Origin of the sequence: Corynebacterium sp. KPL2680 (genome assembly GCF_040225675.1) — a bacterium.
In the GTDB taxonomy this organism is placed as follows: domain Bacteria; phylum Actinomycetota; class Actinomycetes; order Mycobacteriales; family Mycobacteriaceae; genus Corynebacterium; species Corynebacterium rhinophilum.
This window is the reverse complement of record NZ_JBEHFM010000003.1, coordinates 93,007-116,009: the sequence shown is the minus strand read 5'-3', so window position 1 is coordinate 116,009 and position 23,003 is coordinate 93,007. Positions and strand designations below refer to the sequence as shown.

The window sequence follows — 23,003 nt, the reverse complement described above, 5'->3', positions numbered from 1 at the left end:
CTAGAGAAATTTTCCGCCCAAATATAGATTTAAAGTCATGTCTCGCTTAAGTCCTCTCAACTGGCCGGTGGTGCGCCAGCTGCGTAGCGGCGATCCCTTTGGCAGGGATATCAATACGCAGTCTTCTAAGAGTAAGGAAAAGCACGGGCGCACGGTGGAAGCTGACCGCGTGGTGCAATCCGTGTGCCCATACTGCGCCGTCGGTTGTGCCCAGCGCGTATACGTCAAAGATGACCGGGTCATCCAGATTGAGGGCGATCCAGATTCGCCGATTTCGCGCGGGCGTTTGTGCCCCAAGGGCTCGGCGTCGGAGCAGTTGGTCAACTCCGCAACGCGTTTGACCAAGATTAAATATCGCGCACCGCACTCCACCGAGTGGCAGGAGCTGGATGAAGACACCGCGATGGACATGATCGCGGATCGTTTCTTGGAAGCGCGCCGGAAGGGCTGGCAAGACACCGACGACTCGGGGCGGACGTTGAACCGCACGATGGGTGTCGCTGGCCTTGGTGGCGCGACCTTGGATAACGAGGAAAACTACCTCATCAAGAAGCTTTTTACCGCTGCCGGTGCGGTGCAGCTCGAAAACCAGGCGCGCATATGACACTCCGCCACAGTTCCTAGTTTAGGAACTTCGTTTGGCCGCGGCGGCGCAACCCAACCGCTGCAGGATATGGCGAATGCTGATTGCATCGTCATTGAGGGTTCGAATATGGCCGAGTGCCACCCGGTGGGATTCCAGTGGGTCGTAGAAGCTAAAAAGCGTGGTGCCCGCATTATTCACGTGGATCCGCGGTATACGCGTACCTCTGCGTTCTCCAACCGTCACATTGGTATTCGCGGCGGTACCGACGTGGTGCTGTTGGGTGCGGTCATTAATTACATGCTCCAGAATGAACTGTACTTCCGCGATTATGTCGTGGCATATACCAATGCGCCGATGATCATCTCGGAGGACTACCAGGACACCGAGGAATTGGACGGACTGTTTTCTGGCTATGACCCGGAAACCGGCACGTACGTGACCGATTCGTGGCAGTACGTGCAAAAGCCGGAAGGTTCTTCCTGGAATGTGGAGCGAGATGACACCCTGGAGCACCCGAATTCGGTCTTCCAGATTCTCAAGCGCCACTATGCGCGCTATACCCCTGAGCTGGTAGAAGAAACCTGCGGCATCGCGCAGGAAGACTTCTACTACCTGGCGGATTCCATTGCGCAGAATTCGGATCCGGAACACACCACGTGTTTCGCTTATGCCTTGGGCTTCACCCAGCACACCTTGGGCGCGCAGTTCATCCGTACCGCTGCCATTTTGCAGCTCTTGATGGGCAATGTGGGCCGTCCGGGCTCCGGAATCATGGCCCTGCGCGGGCATGCCTCCATTCAGGGATCCACGGACATCCCGACGCTCTTCCACTCCCTGCCCGGCTACCTGCCCATGCCGAGCGTGGAAAAGCAGACGTGGCCGGAATTCGTGGATGAGATCCGGGATGAGTCCCAAAAGGGCTTCTGGCAGATCGGCGAAAATTACGCCGTGTCCTTGATGAAGTCCTACTGGGGAGACGCGGCGACCAAGGAAAATAACTGGGGCTATGACCTCATGCCGCGCATTTCCGGCGCGCATTCCACCTACGAAACCCTGCAGGCCATGCTTAATGGGCAGGTAGATGGCTACTTCGTCTTTGGCCAGAATCCGGCGGTGGCGCAGTCCAATGGTGGCATGCAACGTCGCGGTTTGGCATCGCTGAAGTGGCTAGTGGTGCGCGATTTCCAGGAAATCGAAACCGCATCGTTCTGGAAGGATGCACCGGAGATTAAAAACGGCGAGTTGAAGACCGAAGACATCGAAACCGAGGTCTTCCTAATGCCCGCAGCCACCCACGTGGAAAAGGCCGGTACCTTTACCCAGACCCAACGCATGCTGCAGTGGCGCTTCCAAGCGGCGCCGCCGCCAGGCGATGCCAAGAGCGAGCTGTGGTTCTTCTACCAGCTGGGCAAGAAGCTGAAGGAACGCCTGCGCGATTCCACTGATCCGCGCGATCTCCCGCTTCAGAAGGTGACGTGGGATTATGCGGAAGATGAGGAAGGTGAGCCGAACTCTGAGGACGTCCTCAAAGAGATCAACGGCTACTACCTGGATGGGCCTAAGAAGGGTGAGCTTTTGCCCACCTTCGTGGAGATGAAGAATGACGGCACGACCTCCGGCGGCTGCTGGATCTACACCGGCGTGTACAAGGACGGCGTTAACCAGTCCGCGCGCAAGGTCCCGGGTTCGGAGCAGAACGAGGTCGCGCCCGAGTGGGGCTGGGTATGGCCTGCTAACCGCCGCATTTTGTACAACCGTGCATCGGCCAAGCCGGATGGCACCCCGTGGTCCGAGCGCAAGAAGTACGTGTGGTGGGACGAGGCCCAGGGCAAGTGGGTAGGCGATGACGTCCCTGACTTCCCGGTGACGAAGTCGCCCGAGTACAAGGCTCCCGCCGATGCCGTCGGTCCGGACGCCCTTGATGGCACGGACGCCTTCATCATGCAGGCGGACGGTCGCGGGTGGCTCTTTGCGCCTTCCGGGCTTTCCGATGGCCCTTTGCCCACCCACTACGAGCCGCAGGAGTCTCCGGTGACCAACGTGCTGTATAAGCAGCAGCAATCGCCGACGCGCTTGACCATCAAGCGCCCGGATAACTTGCAGCGTCCAGAACCGGGCATGCCCGGTGCGGAGGTTTTTCCGTTCGTATTTTCTACCTACCGCCTTACGGAGATGTACACCTCGGGTGCGATGTCGCGCCGCCTGCCTTATCTGGCGGAGCTGCAGCCGAGCCTATTCTGCGAGGTGGATAAGGACTTGGCCGCAAAGCGCGGCTTGGAAAATGGCGAGTGGGCGACGATTATCTCGCCGCGCGGCGTGATTGAGGCGCAGGTCTTGGTCACCGATCGCATGCAGATGCTGAAGATTAATGGGGAAGAATTCCACCAGATTGGCCTGCCCTTCCACTACGGCGAGTCCGAGACCACCGCTGTGGTCGGTGACGGTGCCAACGATCTCTTGGGCCTTACGCTCGAACCGAATGTGTTCATTCAGAACTCAAAGATCGGTGCCTGCGATATCCAGCCGGGCCGCCGGCCAAGGGGAGAAGGCCGCTTGAAGCTGCTCAAGCAGTATCAGGAGCGGGCGCAGCTGAGCGTTGATTCCGGCAATGATTTGTTGTCGATTCCTGACTCGTTTACTTATAACCCCGAGCCCGAAAAGCACAGTCAATCTGGCGCGGATAGTAGTGATGATGAGACGGCAAGCGATGGCGAAGAAGGTAAGTAAATGACTAATCTACTGACCGAGGACGCGGGCCGGCACGGCGATGATTCCTACCGCCGCATGGCCTTTTTCACCGATACGTCCGTGTGCATCGGCTGCAAGGCCTGCGAGGTGGCGTGCAAGGAATGGAACCGCAACCCGGTAGAGGGATATGACGTCACCGGTAATTCCTATGACAACACCGGCGCTTTGGGCGCTAATACGTGGCGCCACGTGGCCTTTGTGGAACAAAACAATGACCGCATCGAAAAGGCACGCGAAGAGGGAAAACAGCTTATTTCCCTTGGCATGCCCACCATCGGCGGAAAGCCGGATGAGGTCGATACCACTCCGCCGGATACGGATACGTTCCGGTGGTTGATGTCCTCGGACGTCTGCAAGCACTGCACGCATGCAGGGTGTTTGGACGTCTGCCCAACGGGTGCTCTCTTCCGCACCGAGTTTGGCACCGTGGTCGTCCAAGATGATGTGTGCAATGGCTGCGGAACCTGCGTGGCGGGATGCCCCTTCGGCGTCATCGAACGCCGCGATGACGGCGGGGTGTCGTTGAAATACGATAAGACCGCGACGGTGGATTATCAGGATAATTCGCACGCCGGCATCAACGTGCTCAACAAGCTCAAGCAGCGCAAGCCCCAAGGCACAGACCATACGCCTGGCGAGGCAATGCCGATTAAGAATGTGGGCGTCGCCCAGAAGTGCACCATGTGCTATGACCGCCTGAAACAGGGCGAGCAGCCGGCCTGTTCCAAGACGTGTCCGACGGATTCCATCCAGTTCGGTACCTATGAGGACATGCTGGCCGCAGCGAAGGATCGCGTGCGCGTCCTGCACGAACAGGGCATAACGGAGGCGCGGCTCTATGGCGCCAATGACAATGATGGCGTGGGCGGAACCGGCTCTATCTTCTTATTGCTGGATTCGCCAGAGGTCTATGGCCTGCCGCCGGACCCGCGCGTGCCCACTGCGGATTTGCCGAACATGTATAAAACCGCGGCCAAGGCCATCGGTGGGATGGCACTCGCCGTGGCGGGTTCCTTTTTGATTGGAGGGCGCAAATGAGCGGTTTTGATGAGTACCGGCCACCGCAACCGGAGCGGCCGAATCGCTACCGTAATTTCGACGGGCCAAAGCGCAAGAAGAAGCGCAAGCGCCCGGGCGCGGGTGCGCAGGATGGCTCCAAAGAGGAGCGGATGGCAGAAGACTTTGAGTTTTCTTCCTACTACGGCAGGCCCGTGGTTAAGGCCCCGCCGTGGGAGTGGCCCATCGGTGGATATTTCTTATTGGGCGGTATAGCCGGCGGATCGGGCCTTTTGGCTACCGGTGCACAGGCCGCAGGCAACGCACCTTTGCGCCGGACCACGCGGGTAGCGGCCTTTGGCGCGGCGGCCGCAGGATCGGTCTTTTTGATTTTGGACCTGGGCCGGCCGGAGCGCGCGTTGAATATGTTCCGCGTCTTCAAGGTGACCTCGCCGATGTCGCTCGGATCGTGGCTGCTCGCGGGCTTTTCCACCGCGGCGGCCATTCCGGCCGCGGTAGAGGTGGATAACGCGACCAAGCGGAGATTTCCGCTGCCGAAGTGGCTGCGCGCGAGCCTGAGCAAGGCCGCGACTCCGGCCGGAGTGATAACCGGTGTGCTCGGTGGCCCACTGGCCGGATATACGGCGGTATTGCTGTCTAATACGTCCAACCCAGTGTGGAATGACATGAAGCGGCACTTGCCCTATGTCTTTGTGTCCTCGGCTTCGGCAGCAGCCTCTGGCCTGGCCATGGTGACCACTCCGGTAAAGCACGCCGGTCCCGCCCGTGCCTTAGGAATGGCAGCTGCGGCCAGCGATATCGCGGCGACGAAGGTGCTTGAAAGCAATATGGAGCCGGAGCCGCGCGAGGAATTGCATCACGGAACGCCGGGAAAGCTCATGCGCGCCTCGGAATACTTGATTGCCGCTGGCGGGGTGGGCAGTGCGGTGGCGGCGGCGACGAAGTCCCGCGCCGTGTCTGTGGCCGTGGGCCTATCATTGCTTGCCGGATCCGCGTGCACGCGCTTTGGCGTGCTCAACGCGGGCCTTGAAGCGGTCAAGAACCCGGCCACCACGATGGGCCCGCAAAAGCGCCGCGCGGAGCGGCGCCGGCGCGAGCAGGGTCTTGCCACCGACGTGCTCAGCGCAGGCTAGCGAGGGCTGGCCAGGCTTAGTCGAGGTTGGCAAAGGAATCGGCGAGCTCTTCGCCGATCTCCTGCATGCGCGATTGCTCCGCCTCTAAGGACTCGGAATCGCGGTGGAGATAGTAGTTGACCGCCGCGTCATGGACCGTGGTCACGCAGGTGGTCGAGATGGCATCCTCGACCTCCCAGGCCGAGCAATAAAAATGCCGGTCCGCTGCGGTGAAATCGAATGGTTTGTACTCATTTCCCGCGCGGCCTTGGGCGGCATTTTGCTTATCGATGTCCTCATTGACCAGTTCCAAGTAGCGCTCTGCCGCCGCATCTGGGTCATCAGGGCATACGACCTCGTTATCGGACTCGTATTTCGTGCCCAGTACGCTAACCTTCTCCGGCGAGTCGCCGCCGTAGAGCACGGAGAAGGAGTCATCCTCATCGCTGGTGGAATCGGGATCCTGGTTAGCGCCGATGAGGGTGTCGGGAAGGGAAGTGCGCAGCTCCGATAATTCGATGGGTGAGCAGCCGCGGTTGGTGCTCCCGTCGGCACAGGCGACAAGGCCCGCGCCGAGGGCGAGGGTGGCAAGGGGCAGGCTAAAAAGGCGGTGGCTCATCTTAGGAAATGGTGATGTAGGAATCGTCAGAAAGCGATGTCGTGCGGCCGATGACGGGGTAGCCCGGGACTTCGCCGATGATGAGGAGGCCGCCGGAAGTTTGGGCATCGGCAAGCAGCACTAGCTCTTCCTCCGTAAGGGAGGAGGGCTGCAGGTGCGGGCGCACCCAATCCAGATTGCGGCGCGAGCCGCCCGGGATAAAGCCTTCCGCGAGGGCATCGGTGGCACCGTCCACGGTGGGGACCGCGGAAAAGTCCAGCTCAGCCGATACGCCGGAGGCGCGGCACATCTTGTACAGGTGGCCGAGCAGCCCGAAGCCGGTGACATCGGTGGCCGCGCGCGCACCGGCGGCGACCGCATCCTGGGCGGCCTGGCGGTTGAGCGCGGTCATGGAATCGATGGCTGCTTGGGATACCTCGCCGGTGGCCTTGTGCTTATTATTCAAAATGCCCACGCCGATGGGCTTGGTCAGCGTAATGGGCAGGCCGGCCTCCGCGGCATCGTTGCGCATGAGTTTTTCGGGATCGCCGATGCCCGTCGCCGCCATGCCGTACAGCGGCTCTGGGGCGGTAATGGAGTGACCGCCGGTAATGGAAATGCCCGCCTCGGTGGCTTTATCCATGCCGCCGCGCAGCACCTCGCGCAGGACGTCCAACCCAAGCTTTTCATTGGGCCAGCCCACGAGGTTGATGGCGGTAATGGGGGTGCCACCCATAGCGTAGACATCGGATAGCGCATTGGCTGCGGCGATCTGGCCCCAGGTATAGGGATCATTGACCATGGGGGTGAAAAAGTCCGCGGTGGAAATCACGGCGAGGCCGTTGTCGATCTTGACTGCTGCAGCATCATCGCCATCGTCGAGGCCGACCAGGACATTGGGATCGGCCTTGCCGATGAGCCCTTCTACCGCTGATTCCAATTCCCCGGCGGGAATCTTGCAGGCGCAGCCGCCACCGGCGGCGAAAGAGGTTAAATTAATCTGCTCGGTCATGCTGGTCATTTTACCCGCCGGAAAGTGGTGGGGCGGCGGCGGTGGGGTGCGCGCGGGATCTGTAAAGTAGCCAGGCGGAGGCGTACGTGTCCTGGTGGGCGCCCCGGTCTTCAAAACCGGTGAGGCCGAGCATCTCGGTCTGGCAGGTTCGATTCCTGTCCGTCTCCGCCATACGCGCGCAAGGAGGAAAACGAGTGCCGAGCCATAACGCTGGTCGCCCCGCGAATAATGCCCGTGATCCCCGCCGGAATTTACCCCGCATGGATGAGCTTTTGCGGCTCCCCGCGGTAGAAAGCGCGCGGGAGATAATCGCCGAACACGCCATCCGCGCCACGATTCAAGGCGTGCTCTCCGCCGCCCGCCGCGGGGACGTGCCCGTTGCCAGCGTGGAAAAAGAAATAGCACTAAGGCTGGCAGAACACAGCACCCATTCCTTGCAGCCGGTCATCAATGCTACCGGTGTCATTATCCATACAAACTTGGGCCGCGCCCCACTGCCAGAGGCCGCGATCGCCGCGCTGCAGGACGCAGCCGGATATACCGACGTGGAAATGGACTTAGACACCGGGCGGCGCTCGTCCCGGCGTGGTGCCGGTGCCACCCAGGCCCTTTTGGCGGCCTGCCCCGGCGCGGAGGATGCGCTGGTGGTCAATAACGGTGCGGCGGCCCTATTGCTGGCCACGGCCGCGTTGGCCCCGGGCAAGGAGATCATCATCTCGCGCGGCGAGCTCATTGAAATCGGCGCGGGGTTCCGCCTACCCGAGCTGATTGAATCCACCGCGACGCGCCTGCGGGAGGTAGGCGCGACCAACCGGACGCACCTCCATGATTATGAAGGCGCGCTGGGGGAGGAGACCGGCGCGATTTTGAAGGTGCACCCGTCCAATTTTCGGATTGAGGGGTTTAGCTCCTCGGTGGGTGTGGGCGAGTTGGCGCAGCTGGCGAAGAAACAAGACACGAACCTTATTGTGGATCTCGGCTCAGGCTTGCTCACCCATGATCCGGTCCTGCCAGACGAGCCCGATATTCACGCGCAGCTCAAGGCCGGGGCGGATATTGTCATCGCCTCGGGCGATAAGCTGTTGGGCGGGCCGCAGGCCGGGATCCTGTTGGGCACTAAGGGCGCGATTGCGGCGGTGAAGAAGCACCCGTTGGCGCGGGCGGTGCGCATCGATAAGCTGCGGCTCAATGCCTTGGAAGCAGCGATCACAACGCCTGCCAATGCGGTGCAGCAGGCGCTCCACCTTGACCCGGCGTGCCACCGCGCGCGCACCGAGGCCATCGCCGCGGCGGTGGGCGGCGAGGTTGTTGACCACGCAGGCCGCGTCGGCGGGGGAGGCGCCCCCGAATACCCGCTGCCTGGCGTTGCGGTATCCCTGCCGGAGGAACTGGCGCCAAAGCTGCGCCAGCACACCCCGCCGGTGATGGCGCGCCAGCACCAGGGCCGCTGCCTCATCGACGTGCGCTGCGTGCCCGAGACCCAGGATGAGGTGCTCATCGCGGCCATCCGGGCGGTGATGTAGGTGTACGTTATCGCGACCGCCGGACATGTCGATCACGGCAAATCCAGCCTGGTGCGCGCCTTAACGGATATGGATCCGGATAGGTGGGCCGAGGAAAAGCGCCGCGGGCTGACCATTGATCTGGGCTTTGTGTGGACGGCGCTGCCCTCTGGTGCGGACGTGGCGTTTGTCGATGTCCCCGGCCACGAAAAGTTCTTTGGCAATATGCTCGCCGGTGTGGGCCCGGCCTCCGTGGTGCTCTTCGTGGTTGCCGCGGACGAGGGCTGGCAGGCCCAATCCACCGACCACCGCGATGCGCTGCACGCGCTGGGTATCGAGCACGGGATTATCGCCCTGACCCGCAGCGACCGCGCCGATGAAAAGCGCCGCGCGGAGGTCACTGCCCAGGTGCGCACGCAGTTTTCTGCCACGCCGCTTGCCGATGCCCCCATTATCCCTGTCTCCTCCCACACCGGCTATGGCCTGGCGGAACTGGGCGCGGCGCTCGATGACTTGGTGGCCCGCGTGCCCGCACCCGACACAGACGCCCCGGTGCGCCTGTGGATCGACCGCGCCTTTAGCGTCAAGGGCGCGGGAACCGTGGTGACCGGGACGCTGAGTGCTGGCACGCTGCGCACCGGCGATACCTTGGTGCTTTCCACCGCGGCAGGGGACAAGCGCGTGGAGATCCGCGGCTTGCACAGCGAAAATACCGCGCAGGAATCCTTGGGCCCCGTAACACGTGCCGCAGTTAACCTGCGCGGGGTTGATGCCGCCGATATCCACCGCGGTGACCTGCTGCTTAGCCCAGGTGCGTGGCGCGCTATCGATACCGTAGACGTCCACCGCACCTTTGGCACCGCACTTGATGAACTGCCCGATAACCTCGTGGTCCACTGCGGTACCGCCGGAGTAGAAGCGCACCTGCGGCCGCTATCAGCGGATTTTGCCCGCCTGCGCCTATCGCGCGCTATGCCGCTGGTCATCCTGGATCGCCTTGTCGTCCGCAGCCCCGGTGGCCGCCATGTCAGCGCCGGCGTGGAGGTCATCGACGTGCGCCCGCCGGAGCTATATCGCCGCGGTGCCGCCCGCAAGCGTGCCGAGGCATTGGCGGAGCACACCTCTTTCCGCAATCCTTCCTCCTACCTGCAGCGTGTGGGCTATGCCCGGCGCGCGGACCTGGAACTCGATGGTTATGACACCGATGCCACGCCGTCGGGCATCATTAACTTTCAACAGTGGTGGATTGCCGCCCGCCAGGTAACGCGCTGGAAAGAAGCGCTGACTACCGCGCTGCAGGAGCACGCCGCGGCCAATCCGCTCGCACCGGGCATGCCGCGCAAGGCGGCACTCGATGCCTTGGGACTTAAGGAAGAGGGGCTGCTGCGCCTAGCGGTGGCCGCTGCCCACGCGGAAGAATCCGAAGGCCTTATCCGCCTGCCGGGCCACACCGTGGATCTTGGCGCCGCCGAGTCCGCCGTGGCCGAATTAGAGCGCATGTTAGAAAAGGAGCCCTTCGCCGCACCGGAGGTGCACGAGCTTAAAGAGCTGGGGCTGAGCGAGAAAGAACTGGCCGCAGCCGAGCGCGCCGGGCGCCTATTACGCCTGAAAGACGGGATCATCCTCTTACCGGACGCGCCGGGCAAGGCGCGGGAGCGCCTCTCACAACTCGAGCAGCCCTTCACCCTGTCCGCCGCCCGCCAAGCGCTAGGGACCACCCGCCGGGTGGCCATCCCGCTGCTGGAATACCTCGATGCCCACGGCATTACCCGCCGCGGCGAAGGCGGCAAGCGCACACTGCGCTAAGCAAACGTGTCCGATCTATTTGCGGTGATTTCCGCCGCGCGGGCGGGACTGCTCGCGCGCCACGCGCCGGGCACGCACGCGGGCGGATTCGGAAGAAAAACGGCCCGGTTCCTCCGCGACGGGAAGTGCGCGCCAGCTCAGGTTTTGTGAGCCCGGCATGGATGAGACCAAGTCGGCCAAGCCACTGCTAGCGGGTGGTGCTGCGGCCTCATCGTTGTCGCGAGCACGAGGCGCCGGCGGGGTGGGAGATGCCTTTTCTTCTTTGTCTATGCCTACCGTGGCGCCGTCCTCTGGGGCAGCACTGTCCTCTGCGGCAGCGCCGTTCTCCGAGGTAGCGCTGGGCGTCGCGGGCGGGGCTTCTGCAGAACCTGTGGTTGCCGTGGCCGCGTCGGTATTGGGACTGACCGGGCGCCGCGTGCCTGTGGGAAGATCGCCGGCGATGTCAGCGGACTCCAGCGCGAACTCCCACTCCTCGGGCGGAGCTGGGGTGGCCCGGTGGGACGTAGTGGCACCAGGAAGCGCGGTGCGGCCAGACGGCACCCGCAGGGGTGGCACCGCCGGGGAGAATAATTCGCTATCTGGGGAATCCGCTGCGGGGATATCGACCGCGATCATCCCACCGGCGCTATACGCACGGGCGGCCATCGTGGTACCGGCTTCTTGCGCCGCCGCATACGCGGTGCGCAGGCCAGGCAACTGGCTCAACGCGCCGCACGGGCCGAGCACAGTATCGCCGCAGGCGGCCACGACGGCATCATCGATGACTTTGAGTGTGACAAAGAACTGCTGCGTTTCAAAGTGAGATAGCTGCGACTCGGTCAGGTCGCCCGCCGCAGTATCAACGACTGCACCGTGGCCGCCGGCGAGCAACGCCGATTCGGCCGGCTGGTCATTGACCGGCACCATCCACGGCCACAGCCCGAGGGAGACGGCAACCTCGAGTTCGCCCTCAACAATGCCGACCGTGGCTACTGTCTGCGGGGTGGCTTGCGATGCCTTCAACCGGTGCAGGTCCGGGTATTCGGCTGCCTCTACCTCATCGAGAAACCCGATGAAGCCAAACTCCGAACGCACCCGCCAGCCGTTGGAGTAGGTATCGGGCTCTAGAGAGACATCGATAAGCGCGGGCTGACTACCCATACCAGGGATGCTGAGCACCGTGCCGGAGATAACATGTTCCAATATAGCGACGTGTTCAACACCGAAGTAGCTGGTAGCAAGCGGGTAAGGCACCATAGGAAGACAGTAACTCCAAAGCTTCAAAGCGGGGCGTAACGTACGGGTTTCATTTTACGCATGTGGGGGTAAAACATTGCTTAGCCGGTGGTTTTCGGCATTGTTCGTTAACGTGTTAATAATTCCCACAAGTTGAATAGTGAATAATGAAATAGGAGTAGGGCTTTGTCATCTAATTCATCGTCCCGGCCCGATAACGGAACCACCAGTGGGCTGGAGAACGTTAATAATACGGAAGAAAGTCAAAAGCGCGTGCGCGGCGCACAACGCATACTGCACGACATCATCTACCCGCACAATATTCACCCTGCCTTGGTTCCTGGCGTGTCCATTGAGGACCAGAAGGTTAAATACAGCGTGGATAAGACCATCCTGGGCGTCGTCGGTGGACTCGTTATCGCCTTCGTAATATGGGGCGTGCTCGCTCCCGAACAGGTTTTTAATACCTCCTCCATCGCCCTGGACTGGGTCATGCGCAACCTAGGCTGGATCTTTACTGCACTGGCCACCTGCCTGATGTTCCTGCTGTTGATCCTCGCCTTTTCCAAATACGGAAAAATCCCACTCGGCGTGGATGGTGAAAAGCCGGAGTTTTCCACGATTAGCTGGGCCGCCATGCTCTTTGGTGCGGGCATCGGCATCGGGCTTATCTTCTTCGGACCCTACGAACCGCTCACTCATTATCTCTCACCGCGCCCAGGCGCCTATGAAGCCGCCAGCGATGAAGCGGTGCTCGGCGCGCTCGCCCAATCGGCCATGCACTGGGGCCTTAACGCGTGGGCCATCTACGCCATCGTCGGGCTGTGCGTGGCCTATGTGTCCTTCCGCCGCGGTCGCGTACCCCTCATGAGCTCCATCTTGATGCCGCTTTTTGGCAACCGCTCCACCGATTCCGCACCGGCGCGCATTATCGATGGCCTGGCGATCATCGCCACGCTCTTTGGCACTGCGGCGACTTTGGGAATTGGCGCGCTACAGATCGGCCGCGGAGTGGAAATCGTCAGCGGTTGGTCTACCACTGGCAATACCGCAGCCTTGGTCATCATTGTCGTGCTGTCCATCGGCACCATCTTTTCCGCCGTGTCTGGTGTAGCTAAGGGCGTGCGGTGGCTATCCAATATCAACCTGGCATTGGCGCTGGGTATCGCGATCTTCTTCTTCGTCATCGGACCGACTGCTCTCCTGGCCAATATGATGCCCGCGGTCATTATTGAGTACCTCGACAACACTCCCGAAATGTTGTCCGCCAACATGGGAGAGGGCGAAGATATGGTCTCCTTCCTGTCCTCATGGACCACGTTCTACTGGGCGTGGTGGGTATCGTGGTCGCCGTTCGTTGGCGTATTCGTGGCCAAGATTTCCCGCGGGCGCACCATCCGCCAATTCGTCCTTGGCGTGCTGTTTATTCCTTCCGCTATCATCATCGCAGCATTCACCATCTTGGGCGGCACCACCATTTGGCTGCAGCGCCGCGATGGCGATATCGCTCCCGATGGGACCATTGATTCCATGCCGGCGGCCGAAGACATCTTCTTCAACGTCTTGGACCATTTCCCCGGATCCAATTGGATGGCCCCGCTGGTCATCGTCATGCTAGTGGTATTTTTCATCACCACCGCGGACTCGGCCTCGCTGGTCAATTCCCAGCTCACCCAGCGCGGCAACCCGCAGCCGAAACCCACTGTCACTGTCTTTTGGGTGCTCTGTATGGCGGGCATCGCCGTGGTCATTCTCATGTCCGGCGGCAAAAACGCGCTGCAAGGCCTGCAAAACCTCATCACCATTACGGCGCTTCCTTTTGCCGTCATCATCGTGCTGATGTGCATTGCCCTCATTAGAGAACTGCGCCATGATCCGGCCTCGATCCGCCACTATTACGAGCACCAGGCCGTCTCCAATGCTGTCATCCACGGCGTGCGTGATTACGGCGATAATTTTGCCCTGTCTATCGAGCCCACAACGGGAGATTCCGATTACGCCACCGGCGGCGAGTTTGATTCCACCGCCGCAGAGGTCACGGAGTGGTACGCGCGCACTGATGAGGAAGGATATGCCATTGGTTATGACTACGAAGCTGGCCGCTACGTGGAAGATGATCCTTCGGTGGCCGATGGCGAGTTCGTATCCGGCTCCGGCGAAGACGATGCACAGACCCCGCCTTCCCATTAAGGCTTGATAATTATTGTCAGGTACAGTCACAGACTATGACCTTGTCCACGTTCGCCTTCGCCTTTGGACTGGTCCTGCTCTCGGGCCTGTCCACCTCCATCGGCGGGGCATTGGCGGTGGGAAAGCGCCAGCCAGGGCCCGCGTTTATGGCCGCGGCCCTGGGGCTTTCGGCGGGTGTGATGCTCTATGTCTCCTTCATGGAAATCCTGCCGGAGGGCATAGCGCAACTTAGCGATGCCCTCGGCGGCGAAAAACCCGGCACCTGGGCCGCGGTAGGAGCCTTCTTCGCTGGCGTTGCGGTCATCGCGATTATTGACCGGATAGTGCCAGAAGAGATCAACCCGCACGAACCGGGCACGACGGAAGAAGATGCCCGGCGCGGCAGGTTGATGAAGACGGGCGTATTTACCGCGGTAGCGCTGGGCTTGCACAATTTCCCGGAGGGCTTTGCCACCTTCTTAGCCGGCCTGGAATCTAAGGAGATTGCTGTTCCGGTGGCAGTGGCGATTGCCATCCATAATATCCCGGAAGGCATCGCCGTCGCGGTGCCGCTGCGGGAGGCGACCGGCTCGCGCAAGAAGGCCTTTTGGTGGGCTACGCTTTCCGGGCTGGCTGAACCGCTGGGCGCACTCATCGGCTTTGGTCTGCTCTTACCGGTATTGGGGCCGGCCACCATGGGCATTAGCTTTGCCGCCGTAGCCGGCATCATGGTGTTTATCTCCCTGGATGAGCTGCTTCCCACCGCGGAAGAAACTGGTGAACACCACTACGCCATCTACGGCCTTATCGCCGGTATGGCCATTATGGCGGTATCGCTCATGCTGTTTATGTAAATTAGTGCTGCGCTGCCGAGGTGGCAGACGGTGAGCCGGTCGAGGCTTTGACGGCCATGACGATGCTGGCGATGACAAGTCCGAGGATGAGCCCGCACACCATGGACAGGCCGGTGTCGGCCAGCCAGCTCAGCGCGCCATTGTGGATATGTTCAGTGGCAGCCTCGATAAACCCGTGCGGCTGGTCTACTCCGAATTCGTGGAGTCCCGAGGTGACGATATGTCCGCCTACCCACAACATGGCGGCTGTACCGATGATGCCGATGATGTCCAACACGATGGGCATGCCCTTGACCAAGGTATTGCCTAGCAGGGAATTGCCATCGCGGCGCCGGGTTAAGGCCAGGCCAATGTCATCCATCTTGACCAGCAATCCCACGGCGCCATAGACGCCCAAGGTCAAGATGATACCGACGGCGATAAGCGCACCGAGGCGCAGCCAGAAGGGTTGATCGATGACCTCATTTAAGGAAATCACCATGATCTCAGCAGACAGGATAAGGTCGGTGGTGATGGCGGATTTCACCAGGCTATCTTCGGCCTCTGGGCCCTTGTTCTGGACGGTATCGGTGGCCTCGCTAGGGGAGGAGTGGAAGAAGGAGAGGATCTTTTCCGCGCCTTCGAAGCATAAATAGGTACCGCCGCACATCAAGATGGGCGTGAGCGCCCACGGCGCAATCCAAGACAGGATCATCGCAATCGGCAAAATGATGACGAGCTTGTTGATGAGCGAACCCTTGGTGATACGCCAGATCATCGGCAGCTCGCGCTGCGGTTTTATGCCCTCGACGTATTGTGGGGTCACTGCGGCATCATCGACGACGACGCCGAGAGACTTCATAGATGTCTTGCCGCCTAAGGCGGCCACATCGTCGACGCTGGAGGCGGCGGCGCGGGCTATTAAAGCGACATCGTCAAGCAGGGCAAAAAGGCCACCGGCCATGGCTTATCCTTCGGGGGCTAAAGTTACGTTTTCTGACCAAGACAAGTCTATGCCGTGGTGGGCAAGCCAGGCCATTGCATCGTCGCCGTGGCGGGTAATTCCCTCGACCGCGTTTAGAGTGGTGTCGATGGCGAGTTCGGCGTCCTCGGCGGAAATGAGGCCAGCGGACGTCGCTGCGGAGAGCTCGTCGATGTCGAGGACAGTAATGGGTTCGCCGGTGGTGGTGACCAAGTCGACGTAGAGATCGCGGGTGGTCCACTCATTGCCTTGGCGCTGGATTTCGGCGACGTCGATATAAAAGTCCTGCTTAACCTCGACGCCGGGGCGGAAGTGGAAGATATTCGCGCGCAGGTTAAGGCTTGGCAGCAGCCACGATTCGAGGTAGCCAAAACGCGGGTGATCGGCACCGCGTGCCATATACAGGCCAAACTCGGTTTCGGTGTAGGTATCGACTTGGCGCAGGTAGCCCTTGGGATCGGTATTGGTGAAGGCCGCAGTATTAAAGGTCTCCCGCTTGACTGGGTGGAGATCAACGGCCATTACTTCACCTCTAGGAAGGCGGCGGTGGGGACGAAATCGCAGCGTGCCTCGGTGGTATTAACGGAACCGGAGAGCAGCGCGATGACTAGGCCCTTGCCTGTGTGGGCCGTGCCAGAAAGCGTTGTGGGCCCATCCTGGTTGATGCCGTTATTGTGCAGCGGGGTAATGCCGCTTTGCAGGGTATTGATATTAAACCACTGCACGTTCATGCCTCCTTGGTCCGGTGCTGCCGGTGGGGTGCCCAAGGCGGTAAAGAGGAAGACGGTTTCGCCCTCGCCGGCGCCGGGGGCGGGAATTTCCGTAGGGCCAGGTACCGCGATGCCAGAGCCGGTGGCGGCGTTGGTGCCGCCGATGCAGTGCGCGGAGACGGTGGGCCAATAAAACTGCCGGAAGTACGGGTTATCCCCCTGCGGCATGGGGACACCGCCACCACCTTCGCCGGTGCCGGCGAAGAAGTCCAAGGCGGACAAGATCGTATTGCGGGCGTCTTCGGGGATCCACGGCTGCGCAGCAAAGGCGCGCACGCGGTCCTGGGTTTCAGGGGTAGGGCGGCCGAGCTCATCCAAGGGGCTGGCGGGCATGTGCTGCTGTGCCAGTGAGGAAAGATCTGGGGCGAAGGCCTGTGCGGGCGCTACCAGGGGAGAGGCGAGGCCAATAAGCGCAGCGGTGGCAGCGGCGATGTAGCCGGTGCGGCCGCTTAGGCGCCAAGAAGTTTGGGCGTGGCTCACGGTATCAGGTCCTTATTGTCTCGCGGGGAAAGTAGTATAGCCCCATTGGTCACAGCAGTAACAGTAATAACTCTAGTAACGATAGTTATCCGCTGGGAAGTGTCAAGTACTAGGTCGTTTCAGGCACGCGAGACGTTACGGGGTGGCATAGGTCGCGTCTTGGCTCCCCAATGCTGCACTATGCCCTGTTAGGGGGTATCGTAGGACGTCGTTCAAGAACATTTCTCGCGCACCAGCGTTTGTAGATCCTCCGAAGGAGAACCCAACTAGTGAGTAATACCGAGTTCCGTAATGTTGCCATTGTCGCGCACGTTGACCATGGCAAGACCACGTTGGTCAACGGCATGCTGGAGCAGTCCGGTGCTTTTGGCGAACACGGTGAGCACACGGACCGCGTCATGGACTCCAACGATCAGGAGCGCGAGCGCGGCATTACCATTTTGGCCAAGAACACGGCCATCCGCCGCCAGGGTCTGGGCAAAGACGGCGCAGACCTCATCATTAACGTCATCGACACCCCGGGCCACGCCGACTTCGGCGGCGAGGTGGAGCGCGGCCTTTCCATGGTGGACGGTGTCGTGCTGCTTGTCGATGCCTCTGAGGGCCCCCTCCCACAGACCCGCTTCGTCTTGACCAAGGCGCTGGAGGCCAAGCTGCCGGTCATCGTCTGTGTGAACAAGACCGACCGCCCCGATGCCCGCATCGACGAGGTTGTCACCGAGTCCCAGGACCTGCTGCTGGAAATCGCCGCTGGCCTCGAGGATGAGGAAGCCGCTGCCGCTGCTGAAGAGCTACTCGATCTCCCGGTTCTGTACGCCTCCGGCCGCGCCGGCGTTGCTTCCACCGAGAACCCGGGCGATGGCAACGTTCCCGATAGCGAGGACCTGCAGGCGCTTTTCGATGTCATCTACAACGTCCTGCCCGAGCCCTCCGCTACCGTCGATGCCCCACTGCAGGCGCACGTCACCAACCTTGACGCCTCTGACTTCCTCGGCCGTATTGCGCTGCTGCGCATCTACGCCGGCCGCATCAAGAAGGGCCAGCAGGTGGCCTGGATCCACTACGACGATGAGGGCAACCAACACACCAAGACCGTCAAGGTTGCCGAGCTGCTGCGCACGGTCGGCTTCGAGCGTCAGCCGGCCGAAGAGGCCATCGCCGGCGATATCGTCGCCATCTCTGGTATTTCCGATGCCATGATTGGTGACACCATCGCCGATCCGGAAAACCCAGAGGCCCTGCCGCGCATCACCGTTGATGAGCCGGCCATCTCCATGACCATCGGTGTGAACACCTCGCCGATGGCAGGCCGCGGCGGCGGCACCAAGCTGACCGCCCGCATGGTCAAGGCCCGCTTGGAGCAGGAGCTTATCGGTAACGTCTCCCTGCGCGTGCTGCCCACCGAGCGCCCAGATACCTGGGAGGTCCAGGGCCGCGGCGAGATGGCTCTGTCCGTGCTTATCGAGTCCATGCGCCGCGAGGGCTTCGAGCTGACCATCGGTAAGCCGCAGGTAGTTACCCAGCAGATCGATGGCAAGACCTATGAGCCCTATGAGATCCTCACCATCGACTCCCCGTCGGAGCACCAGGGTGCCATCACCCAGCTGCTGGCTTCCCGCAAGGGCCAGATGCAGTCCATGGACGTGCGCGAGGGCGACTGGGTGCGCATGATCTTCCGCGTTCCCGCCCGTGGCCTCATCGGTTTCCGTACCCAGTTCATGACCGAGACCCGCGGTGCCGGCATCGCCAACTCCATCTCCGATGGCATCGATGTCTGGGCCGGCGAGATTAAGTCCCGCGCCACCGGCTCCTTGGTAGCTGACCGCACTGGCCAGATCACCCAGTACGCACTGATGCAGCTGGCTGACCGCGGCAACTTCTTCGTCGAGCCAGGCGCCGAGGCCTACGAAGGCATGGTCGTGGGTGCCAATAACCGCGATGAGGATATTGACATCAACATCACCAAGGAAAAGAAGCTGACCAATATGCGCTCTGCCACCGCAGACGCCACGGTCACCCTGGCCAAGGCCCACACGCTCTCGCTGGAAGAGGCACTGGAATTCTGTGGCAATGACGAGTGCGTCGAGGTAGCCCCAGACGTGCTGCGCGTGCGCAAGCTGGAGCTTTCCGCCACCGACCGCAAGCGCGCTGCTTCCCGCGCTAAGCAGATGAAGAAGTAATCTGCCTCGATCTAAGTGGTGGCTGCGGTTGATGCCGCAGCCGCCGCGATAATCGCCGTCGTCTCCTGCAGTATGGTTTTTACCGCAGAGGCGGCGGCATCGTCGTATTCCACCTGTTGCTTTAATTCTTTGATGCGGTTGCGCATCTCCCGGCGTTTCATTTCGGGCGCATTCTCCTTGAGTAGGGGATAGGCCCCTTTAATCTCGCGGAGAATATCCAAGATAAGCACGTCTTTGGCGCTAGGGGCTTGGGTGCCGTCAAGCACCGCCGCGAGCCTCTCGCGCACTTCATTTTCTAGCGCCGTGTCCGTCATGATGTAACGGTCGCCGCCCAGCTGCCACCACGCGGCATCCTCAATCTCCAATTGGCCGCGGTCCTGAAAATCCTGGGCAATCTTCTCGCGCGGGGAGAACCACCCCGCCTGCAGCAGTGTCTTGACCGAGCTGGTCCGGTGCTCGTGCAGGCTATCCCATGCCCAAGAAAGCACCGGGTGCTCTGGCTTTTTGTCCGTGGCGTGCACCTTATTCTTTGCAGTTATGGCAACTGCTTCGTACAGGAGCAAATCGCTAAAAAGGCCGGCGCGCAGGGCGGTCTCGTTATTGGATAGCACCTCCTTTTTACCGTTGTCCTTGGTAAGCAGGAGGAACATTTCTTGGCAGATGAGCATGGTGAGGAGATCCCTTCAATGGTGATTTCGTACGAGTTTAGCGCGCAGAATCTTCGTGTGGCGGGAAGAAGGTACTAAAGTAGTCCGCGATGAAAAATAGTCTCAAGGCCCGTGCACTTGCTGCCACTGCCGCCATCGGCCTCGCGTTTGTCAGCGGGTGTTCGGCCAATCCTGGCCCTCCGCCGGTGGTAGAAGACTCGGACGACCAGGAATCTACCGCCCAGGAAACGGCATCAACGACGACCGCGACGGACGATGAGCCGCCGCGCGCGGAGGAAGAAAAGTCGCGGCCCACCATTTCCATCGGTGTCGATCCGCTGCGCGCCGGCCTCAACCCGCACCTGGTGGCCAATAACTCCGAGCTCGTGGATCAGATTGCGGAGCTAGTCTTGCCCTCAACGTTCCACTGGGGACGCATGGATACGGACGTCCTGGAATCTGCCGCGGAGGTCACCGCGCCGGAAGGCGTGGCCCAGCGGGTGCGCTACGTTATTGCCTCCCCCGCGCAGTGGTCCGATGGCACCCCGATTTCCGGCGCGGATTTCAGCTACTTGTGGAAGAAAATGACCACGACCGCAGGTGTTAAAGACCCTGCGGGCTACCGCGCCATTTCCGCGGTGACCACATCCGATGGCGGGCGTGTGGTCACGGTAGATTTTGCAGAGCGGGTTAAGGATTGGAAGCAGCTCTTCAACCAGCTCCTTCCCTCGCACCTGCTGCAAAATTCCGATTTTGATTCGGTACTGGCCAATGACATCCCCGCCTCCGCCGGCCGCTTCTCGGTCGATAGCGTGGACCGCAGCCGCGGGGTCATCACGCTCAACCGCAATGACCGCTTTTGGGGCGCCGATCCCGCTCATATCGACGTCGTCCAGCTGCGCGAGGTGCGCGATAGTACCCAGGCGCTCAATATGCTGCGCTCTGGCCAGATTGGGTTCGCGGACTTTACCCCGGGTCAAACCTCGCAGGAAGCGCTTGGGTTGCTGGGGCACGTGAGCGATAAGACGGTTACCCGCCCGCGCCAGCTGCGCTTGCACATGTCCACTGAGCACGGCGCCTTGGAGGACGCCGCCGCGCGGCGCGGGGTGGCCTCGCTTATCGATACCGAACAGGTCGCCCGGCTCGCCACCGGCCGCGCCTCCAACCTGAAGGCCGGGCATAATCCGGTCTCAGGGGAGGCAAACCTGACGGCCCTGCGCGAACGCGCCAGCAAGAAGCCTATCCGCTTCGCCGTCGATCCGACCAGCCCCACGGCTTTGGCTGCGGCAAATACGCTTTACGATGTCCTCGAGGCCCACGGCATCCCTGCTGAGGTCACCACCGACCGGCTCACCACCATTACCACTAAGCTGCTTCCTGAAGGCAAGGTTGATGCGGTGGTGACTTGGGAGGATATCACCCTAACCTCGCTCTCGGCCGCGAATGTCTTCACTTGCGCCGAAGACCAACCGCTCGCCGGGGACCTCTCCGGGTTCTGCCCCGACAACGCCGCCGAAACACGCATGGACATTCTCTCCGGAAAGATAAGCCCTTCCACCGCGCTGGGACGAATCCGCGAGATCAATGCCCAGGACGTGTTATACGTCCCGCTCTTAGATGAAACGCGTGTGCACGCGCTAGGGGAGGGTATTGTAGGCCCCGGCCAAAGTATTGATGATTGGGATAAAGGGCTGGTCACAGCGCCAGTTTGGAGGATAGATGAGGACTAAGGACTTGGCGGGCTACCGCGTAGTTGCAGTACACGCACACCCCGATGATGAAACGCTTTTTACCGGCGGCACCCTCGCCACCCTGGCCGCGCGCGGTGCGCAGGTCACGGTCATCACCCTTACCCTCGGCGAGGACGGCGAGGTCATCGGCGCGCCTTATCAAGGGCTCGCCGAGCACCATCAGCTCGGTGGCTTCCGCGCCCGCGAATTGGCCTGCGCTCTCTCCGCTTTAGGAGTAGAGGGCATCCAGCTGGGCGGATTCGGCCACTTCCACGATTCCGGCATGGTGGGGTCGCCCTCCCACGGCAACCCCCGCGCGCTGGTCAATCGCTTGGATGAGGCGGTAGATCTGCTCCGCGCGGAATTAGATGTACTCAAGCCACACGCCATCTTGACCTATGGACCAGACGGCGGCTATAACCACCCGGACCACGTGGCGGTGCATAGGGTGGTGGAAAAGGCGGCATCGGCAAGCACGCGCATCTGGTGGGCGATTTTTGACCGCGCCGCCAATTACTCCGGCCTTGAGACCCTCGACGCGCCCGCGGGCTGGCGCAAACCCGATGCCGCGTACTTGGATAATTTCACCACTGCTGGCACGGATTTGGCCTTCGCGCTTGACGATGCCGCCCTCCACGCCAAACGCGCCGCCATGCGCGCCCACGCCACGCAAATCTGGCTGGCCGATGGCAACACCACCGCCACCAACCCCGAGGCCGCCGTCGCCGCCGTCCACGACCCAGCCGCGGTGCCTGGGGCCTACTGCCTGTCCAATAGATTGCTTATGCCCTTGCTGCGCGCCGAATACTTCCAACTCGGCAGGGGCGAGCCCGCAACCGACCTCCTGGGGGAGCTGTAATGCGCGCTGATTTTAGCCGCGGCGAGCAGGTTACAGGCCTTATCTGGCTTTCTCTCGGCGCCCTGCTATCGCTATTTCTGGAGGTCATTTACCTCACCGCCCGGATTCCGCTGGCTGATGGTGCGAGCATAGCGTTTCCCATCACCATCCTCATCGCCGCGGCCTTCAACGTGGTGCTAACCCGCACCGCGCGGCTGTGGAGTGATCGTACTTACATCACGGCCATCCCCACCATCGTCTGGGGCCTGGGATTTTTCGCGCTTATGCTGCTGGTTCCGATTACCGGTGATGTCATCGTGGGCAATAATATTCTCAGCTTGCTCCTGCTTTTGGCCGGAATCGGCGGCGGCGTTTGGCCTTTCCTAAAGCAGAAGTGACATACTATATTTCATCCCCAAACCCATGAAATCAGGAAGATTCAAGGATTCTCCATGACTTATACAATCGCTCAACCTTGCGTTGATGTAATGGACCGCGGCTGTGTTGAGGAATGCCCCGTCGATTGCATTTATGAAGGCAAGCGCATGCTCTACATCCACCCAGATGAGTGCGTGGACTGCGGTGCCTGCGAGCCCGCATGCCCGGTAGAAGCCATCTTCTACGAGGATGACGTTCCCGATGAGTGGATCGATTACAACGATGCCAACGCAGCATTCTTCGATGACTTGGGCTCTCCCGGTGGAGCGGCAGCCCTCGGCCCGCAAGATTTCGATGCGTCAATGGTAGCCGCGCTGCCCCCACAGAATCAGGAGTAATT

At 61.3% G+C, this 23,003-nt stretch carries 19 protein-coding genes and 1 tRNA gene; 13 read left to right on the top strand and 7 right to left on the bottom strand.

The features are described from left to right. Positions 1-37 precede the first annotated feature (37 nt). The 3 genes from fdnG to nrfD are packed head-to-tail and all read left to right on the top strand — an operon-like array spanning position 38 to position 5,484. Complete coding sequence (gene fdnG, locus ABRP66_RS02710; RefSeq protein WP_349838311.1) at positions 38-3,313, top strand: formate dehydrogenase-N subunit alpha; 3,276 nt, start codon at positions 38-40, stop codon at positions 3,311-3,313. Then, complete coding sequence (locus ABRP66_RS02705; RefSeq protein WP_349838310.1) at positions 3,314-4,372, top strand: 4Fe-4S dicluster domain-containing protein; 1,059 nt, start codon at positions 3,314-3,316, stop codon at positions 4,370-4,372. Then, the gene (gene nrfD, locus ABRP66_RS02700; RefSeq protein ID WP_349838309.1) at positions 4,369-5,484 is read left to right on the top strand and encodes an NrfD/PsrC family molybdoenzyme membrane anchor subunit; all 1,116 of its coding nucleotides are present in this window, start codon (positions 4,369-4,371) and stop codon (positions 5,482-5,484) included. Before ABRP66_RS02705 ends, nrfD begins: the two co-directional genes overlap by 4 nt. A 16-nt stretch (positions 5,485-5,500) precedes the next feature. Here nrfD and ABRP66_RS02695 read toward each other — a convergent pair whose 3' ends face one another. Together ABRP66_RS02695 and selD are read right to left on the bottom strand one after the other, a co-directional pair. Further along, positions 5,501-6,082 carry a hypothetical protein gene (locus ABRP66_RS02695; protein ID WP_349838308.1) on the bottom strand — a complete coding sequence of 194 codons (582 nt, stop codon included), beginning with the start codon at positions 6,080-6,082 and terminating at the stop codon, positions 5,501-5,503. Between the two features lies 1 nt (position 6,083). Continuing rightward, on the bottom strand, positions 6,084-7,073 hold the full coding sequence (gene selD / locus ABRP66_RS02690; RefSeq protein WP_349838307.1) for a selenide, water dikinase SelD: 990 nt from the start codon (positions 7,071-7,073) through the stop codon (positions 6,084-6,086). A 76-nt stretch (positions 7,074-7,149) separates the two neighbouring features. Between selD and ABRP66_RS02685 the strand changes: the two genes are divergently transcribed. The 3 genes from ABRP66_RS02685 (at position 7,150) to selB (ending at position 10,381) form a co-directional block, all read left to right on the top strand. After that, a tRNA-Sec gene (locus ABRP66_RS02685) sits at positions 7,150-7,244 on the top strand. A gap of 23 nt (positions 7,245-7,267) precedes the next feature. Continuing rightward, the gene (gene selA / locus ABRP66_RS02680; protein ID WP_349838306.1) at positions 7,268-8,596 is read left to right on the top strand and encodes an L-seryl-tRNA(Sec) selenium transferase; all 1,329 of its coding nucleotides are present in this window, start codon (positions 7,268-7,270) and stop codon (positions 8,594-8,596) included. Further along, the gene (gene selB / locus ABRP66_RS02675) at positions 8,597-10,381 is read left to right on the top strand and encodes a selenocysteine-specific translation elongation factor (protein ID WP_349838305.1); all 1,785 of its coding nucleotides are present in this window, start codon (positions 8,597-8,599) and stop codon (positions 10,379-10,381) included. A gap of 15 nt (positions 10,382-10,396) precedes the next feature. Here the strand turns inward: selB and ABRP66_RS02670 are convergent, their stop codons facing one another. After that, on the bottom strand, positions 10,397-11,617 hold the full coding sequence (locus ABRP66_RS02670) for a hypothetical protein (RefSeq protein ID WP_284850351.1): 1,221 nt from the start codon (positions 11,615-11,617) through the stop codon (positions 10,397-10,399). A 252-nt stretch (positions 11,618-11,869) separates the two neighbouring features. Here ABRP66_RS02670 and ABRP66_RS02665 point away from each other — a divergent pair, with 252 nt between their 5' ends. Continuing rightward, the gene (locus tag ABRP66_RS02665) at positions 11,870-13,786 is read left to right on the top strand and encodes a BCCT family transporter (protein ID WP_410757591.1); all 1,917 of its coding nucleotides are present in this window, start codon (positions 11,870-11,872) and stop codon (positions 13,784-13,786) included. A 35-nt stretch (positions 13,787-13,821) separates the two neighbouring features. After that, the gene (zupT, locus tag ABRP66_RS02660) at positions 13,822-14,619 is read left to right on the top strand and encodes a zinc transporter ZupT (RefSeq protein WP_284850352.1); all 798 of its coding nucleotides are present in this window, start codon (positions 13,822-13,824) and stop codon (positions 14,617-14,619) included. 1 nt (position 14,620) lies between these two features. Here zupT and ABRP66_RS02655 read toward each other — a convergent pair whose 3' ends face one another. The 3 genes from ABRP66_RS02655 to ABRP66_RS02645 are packed head-to-tail and all read right to left on the bottom strand — an operon-like array spanning position 14,621 to position 16,830. Then, the gene (locus ABRP66_RS02655; protein ID WP_349838304.1) at positions 14,621-15,562 is read right to left on the bottom strand and encodes a DUF808 domain-containing protein; all 942 of its coding nucleotides are present in this window, start codon (positions 15,560-15,562) and stop codon (positions 14,621-14,623) included. A gap of 3 nt (positions 15,563-15,565) precedes the next feature. Continuing rightward, a complete protein-coding gene (locus tag ABRP66_RS02650) occupies positions 15,566-16,102 on the bottom strand; it encodes a ribonuclease FAU-1 family protein (protein ID WP_284796307.1) in 537 nt (178 codons plus the stop codon). Then, positions 16,102-16,830 (bottom strand): Rv1157c family protein, encoded by a 729-nt coding sequence (locus tag ABRP66_RS02645; protein WP_349838303.1) that lies wholly within the window; start codon positions 16,828-16,830, stop codon positions 16,102-16,104. Before ABRP66_RS02645 ends, ABRP66_RS02650 begins: the two co-directional genes overlap by 1 nt. 269 nt (positions 16,831-17,099) lie before the next feature. Between ABRP66_RS02645 and typA the strand changes: the two genes are divergently transcribed. Beyond that, entirely contained in the window at positions 17,100-19,010 is a 1,911-nt protein-coding gene (gene typA, locus ABRP66_RS02640; RefSeq protein ID WP_349838302.1) for a translational GTPase TypA, read from the top strand. 11 nt (positions 19,011-19,021) lie between these two features. Here typA and ABRP66_RS02635 read toward each other — a convergent pair whose 3' ends face one another. Further along, on the bottom strand, positions 19,022-19,678 hold the full coding sequence (locus ABRP66_RS02635; RefSeq protein WP_349838301.1) for a GOLPH3/VPS74 family protein: 657 nt from the start codon (positions 19,676-19,678) through the stop codon (positions 19,022-19,024). 89 nt (positions 19,679-19,767) lie between these two features. On the opposite strand from ABRP66_RS02635, the gene ABRP66_RS02630 reads away from it, so the two are divergent. The 4 genes from ABRP66_RS02630 to fdxA are packed head-to-tail and all read left to right on the top strand — an operon-like array spanning position 19,768 to position 23,001. After that, the gene (locus tag ABRP66_RS02630; RefSeq protein WP_349838300.1) at positions 19,768-21,387 is read left to right on the top strand and encodes an ABC transporter family substrate-binding protein; all 1,620 of its coding nucleotides are present in this window, start codon (positions 19,768-19,770) and stop codon (positions 21,385-21,387) included. After that, the gene (locus ABRP66_RS02625; protein ID WP_284784664.1) at positions 21,377-22,246 is read left to right on the top strand and encodes a PIG-L family deacetylase; all 870 of its coding nucleotides are present in this window, start codon (positions 21,377-21,379) and stop codon (positions 22,244-22,246) included. The genes ABRP66_RS02630 and ABRP66_RS02625 overlap by 11 nt, the downstream gene beginning before the upstream one ends. After that, positions 22,246-22,623 (top strand): hypothetical protein, encoded by a 378-nt coding sequence (locus tag ABRP66_RS02620; RefSeq protein ID WP_284769912.1) that lies wholly within the window; start codon positions 22,246-22,248, stop codon positions 22,621-22,623. The genes ABRP66_RS02625 and ABRP66_RS02620 overlap by 1 nt, the downstream gene beginning before the upstream one ends. Positions 22,624-22,677: 54 nt before the next feature. Beyond that, positions 22,678-23,001 (top strand): ferredoxin, encoded by a 324-nt coding sequence (fdxA, locus tag ABRP66_RS02615; protein WP_023017724.1) that lies wholly within the window; start codon positions 22,678-22,680, stop codon positions 22,999-23,001. Positions 23,002-23,003 lie beyond the last annotated feature (2 nt).

Excerpts from the sequence above, each read along its gene's own strand:
- ABRP66_RS02695 (WP_349838308.1), bottom strand. The coding sequence starts at position 6,082 with ATGAGCCACCGCCTTTTTAGCCTGCCCCTTGCCACCCTCGCCCTCGGC.
- zupT (WP_284850352.1), top strand. The coding sequence starts at position 13,822 with ATGACCTTGTCCACGTTCGCCTTCGCCTTTGGACTGGTCCTGCTCTCG.
- ABRP66_RS02630 (WP_349838300.1), top strand. The coding sequence starts at position 19,768 with ATGAAAAATAGTCTCAAGGCCCGTGCACTTGCTGCCACTGCCGCCATC.
- ABRP66_RS02620 (WP_284769912.1), top strand. The coding sequence starts at position 22,246 with ATGCGCGCTGATTTTAGCCGCGGCGAGCAGGTTACAGGCCTTATCTGG.
- nrfD (WP_349838309.1), top strand. The coding sequence starts at position 4,369 with ATGAGCGGTTTTGATGAGTACCGGCCACCGCAACCGGAGCGGCCGAAT.
- ABRP66_RS02670 (WP_284850351.1), bottom strand. The coding sequence starts at position 11,617 with ATGGTGCCTTACCCGCTTGCTACCAGCTACTTCGGTGTTGAACACGTC.
- ABRP66_RS02650 (WP_284796307.1), bottom strand. The coding sequence starts at position 16,102 with ATGGCCGTTGATCTCCACCCAGTCAAGCGGGAGACCTTTAATACTGCG.
- selD (WP_349838307.1), bottom strand. The coding sequence starts at position 7,073 with ATGACCGAGCAGATTAATTTAACCTCTTTCGCCGCCGGTGGCGGCTGC.
- ABRP66_RS02625 (WP_284784664.1), top strand. The coding sequence starts at position 21,377 with ATGAGGACTAAGGACTTGGCGGGCTACCGCGTAGTTGCAGTACACGCA.
- ABRP66_RS02705 (WP_349838310.1), top strand. The coding sequence starts at position 3,314 with ATGACTAATCTACTGACCGAGGACGCGGGCCGGCACGGCGATGATTCC.
- ABRP66_RS02635 (WP_349838301.1), bottom strand. The coding sequence starts at position 19,678 with ATGCTCATCTGCCAAGAAATGTTCCTCCTGCTTACCAAGGACAACGGT.
- ABRP66_RS02655 (WP_349838304.1), bottom strand. The coding sequence starts at position 15,562 with ATGGCCGGTGGCCTTTTTGCCCTGCTTGACGATGTCGCTTTAATAGCC.
- fdxA (WP_023017724.1), top strand. The coding sequence starts at position 22,678 with ATGACTTATACAATCGCTCAACCTTGCGTTGATGTAATGGACCGCGGC.